Consider the following 3,363-nt stretch of genomic DNA (forward strand, 5'->3'; position numbering starts at 1 on the left):
AGTTCTTCATGGTAGTTGTGGTAGTTGAAGCGACGTACCTTGAATGGACAGTTGTTCGCGCAGTATCGAGTACCGATACAACGGTTATAAACCATGTCGTTCAAGCCTTCTTCACTGTGTACCGTTGCGGCAACAGGGCAAACCTGCTCACACGGAGCATTTTGACACTGTACACAACCGATAGGCTGCGAAAGAACCTGAGGATCTTCAGGGTCACCCGCAAAGTATCTATCGATACGCAGCCAATGCATTTCTCGGCCCCGTAGAACTTGGTCTTTTCCAACAACTGGGACAATGTTTTCTGCGTTACATGCGACAACGCATGCATTACAGCCATTACAGTTGGTTAAGTCGATGGACATTCCCCACTTGATGTCTTTGTACTCATGCTCGTCAAAGAGCGAGAGTAGTTGGGACGGCTCATAGTGGTCCATCTTCTTAAAACGCTTTGGATCGCCTTTGTATTCTTCGAGAGTTGATTCTCGGACCAAGGTGAGTGCGCGCTTTTCACGTTCTTCCAGCGCCGTTTGATCGATGTTGTGGTGCTCTTGAGTGCAGGCCAGCTTAAATTTCTTACCCGTATTCTCAATGACCAAATCATCGCGCTGGTGCAGAGTTGCCATGGAGCGAAGAGGTTGAACGTCTACGCCAACAACTTGCTGAGCGACACCAAGCTCGGTGTATCCGCCAACAAAGCCGGCTGCTGTTCGTCCGTAACCAATGGCTAAGGCAATAGAGCCGGTAGGTTGACCAGGAACCACGAGAGCCGCGATTTCGAGTTCAATACCTTCAGCTCGAACCTTGATGAGGTCTTCATCTTCAACCCCAAGGCGCTTTGCCGTAGCAGGGCTGAGGATAGCTGCGTTGTCCCAAGTAAGCTTGGTGAGGAAGTCAGGAACTTCTTGAAGCCATCCATTGTTTGCGAAGCGACCATCATGAACTTTTGAATCTGCGAAGAAGGTAAGTTCAAACTCACCGTTCTTAAGCTCATCAAATGTGAGGTCTGCACGCTTTGATGGTGCACTCACTGCAAAGCTGAGCAATTCTGGCTGAACAACAGGGTAGGCCGTATCCGTGATGAATCCATCATGAATAGCTTTTCGCCATGCCCATTCGGCGCCGTCTACTTTTGGAAGTGCTGCAAGCTCTACATCAACAACCGCAGGTGTTTCTGTTTCGTCAGCAGTTGCTTTATCTGCTTCCGCAGGCTCTGCAGGACTAGCGAGACCGCTAAATACGGCGCGGGTTAGTGCCTGACTGGATGCAACATCATTGCGAAGAAGCGAAAGTAGTTCAGCAACCGCGCGGCCATTGAAAAGTGGCTCAATCAACGGTTGCGCAATGCTTACGGTACCATCCCAAGTACGCGATTCGTTCCAAGTTTCGAGATAGTGGGTGCGTGGAAGGCTCCATGCGCATCCAAGTGATGTTTCATTAGGCGTTACTGTCAGAAAGACACTGTTCTTAACTTTACTCAGCGCACCTGAGAAATCCACATCTGCCGGAGCAGTATAAGAAGGGTTACCACCGAGGATAAGCAGGGTATCCACGGTACCGGCATTCATTGCGTCCGTTACCGCTTTTAAGCCCACTGCGTGGCCTTGGCGTCCCTGATCAGGTAGTTCTCGAAGAGTGACTGACTTGCCCATATTGCCCAAGGCAACGTTTAAGCGATGTCCAAGAGCAATGACATCTGCCGGATGCTGGTTACCAACTGCAACCACAGAGTTGCCTTGATGCTTCACTAAGTCTTTGCTCAGCGCCTTCACCCATTTTTGAATTTTTTTGTCCTGAGAGAACTTACCGACCTTAATCTTAGGTGCGCCAGTATCGACACCTTGCGCGGCAAGCTCTGCTTCAAGAAGAAGCATGAATGATTTAATTTGCTCATGTCGAAGTCCGAGACGGTGCTCAGCGCCCATGCCTGTGTTCGTCATACGCGATTCAATTGCGTAGAGACGGTTCATTTTACCCGCTTCAGGATCTCGCTGTGAGCTCCAGTCGCGTGAATGCTGGACATGATTTGGGTGAGCTGAGAGCAGCCCTGAATCGACGTCCACAATAATGTGGGCTTTCGTGAGAGCGAGGTCCGCGCGGTAATCACCGCCAAATGCCATACGCGATGCTTCTCGAGCGTTGTCGTCTGAGATGGCTTCGTATTCTACCCACTGAGCTTCTGGCATTGCTGCCATGAGTTGAGCTTTTTGAGCCGCTACGCTTAGTGAAGCGGTAGCTTCTGAGAGAATAGTTAGGCCTTTACCCGCAGCAGCTACCAGCCCTGCGAAGTGAGGCTTTGCCCACTCTTCAAATGCACTCCAGTCGGAAGGAGTACCCGCGCTACCGCCGTTGCTTCTTACAACGCTACTCAGGCGGTCTGGATCGTAAATATCGAGAATACTTGCCTGAGCGAAGCCGGTTGAGCCACCACTTGTACTTGGGTGAGTCTTGTTACCGTCAACTTTGATAGGGCGGCCATCAAAACTGGTGACGCTCAATGGAAGGCCTACTCCGGCCATATCGACAATACTTGTGAATGCTTTGGTTTTACCCGGAACCACGCCGGCAGGTCGCCGCGTGTGAGGTAAAATTTTCTCTTTCTCCCAGCAGCCGGTGGCGCCGGTTAGAGTTAGAGATGCACCCATAAGTTGCATGAATCGACGACGAGAAACCGAACCATTTTGGCCGACATCTACATCTTTGAACTCGCGGCTGACAAACTCTTGAAACTCTTCAGTTTCGGAGAGTTCAGACAGGCTCCGCCAGTACTTCTTCTCTTCTTTGGCTGAGTTTAACGGTGACATGTCGAGCAATCCTCGCGAGGGTTAACGTTGTTGGCTTCGCGCAAGCGGGCGCCTAAGCCTGGGTCTTCAGATACCCAATCCATGGCCGTCAGGAACTCCTTCGGACGTAGGTTCGGTTCCGGGTTCCGGTGACAATCTAGACACCAGCCCATGCTGAGTGGTTCGTGCTGATAGACGACTTCCATTTGATCGATGCGGCCGTGACAGCTTACGCAACCAATGCCCTTGTGTAGGTGGGCTGAATGGTCGAAGTAAACATAGTCGGGTAAATCGTGAACGCGAATCCATTCGACTGGCTGGTTGGTAGCCCAGCTTTCGCGCAGAGGATTAAGTTTTTCGCTTTCGAGTGCGACCTTGGAGTGGCATGCCATGCATGTTTCGGTCGATGGGACAGCAGCGTGTTTCGCTTTTTCCACTGTCTGGTGGCAATAGCGACAATCCATACCCATTTCACCCGCATGCAAAGCATGACTGAAGGGGATGGGCTGAACTGGCATGTAGCCTACGTCAGTCGTTTTAGGTGAAAAGCCAAATGTTACGATTAAGAGGACATAAAATAGAC

At 50.8% G+C, this 3,363-nt stretch carries 2 protein-coding genes; both read right to left on the reverse strand.

Annotated elements, in window-relative coordinates; genetic code table 11:
• Positions 1-2,801: TAT-variant-translocated molybdopterin oxidoreductase (locus HOK28_19305; protein ID MBT6435252.1), on the reverse strand; the 2,801-nt coding region annotated here is incomplete at its 3' end.
• Positions 2,789-3,298 carry a cytochrome C gene (locus tag HOK28_19310; protein ID MBT6435253.1) on the reverse strand — a complete coding sequence of 170 codons (510 nt, stop codon included), beginning with the start codon at positions 3,296-3,298 and terminating at the stop codon, positions 2,789-2,791. The genes HOK28_19310 and HOK28_19305, both read right to left, overlap by 13 nt.
• Positions 3,299-3,363 lie beyond the last annotated feature (65 nt).

The organism is Deltaproteobacteria bacterium (assembly GCA_018668695.1).
In the GTDB taxonomy this organism is placed as follows: Bacteria; Myxococcota; XYA12-FULL-58-9; order XYA12-FULL-58-9; family JABJBS01; genus JABJBS01.

Excerpts from the sequence above, each read along its gene's own strand:
- HOK28_19310 (MBT6435253.1), bottom strand. The coding sequence starts at position 3,298 with ATGCCAGTTCAGCCCATCCCCTTCAGTCATGCTTTGCATGCGGGTGAA.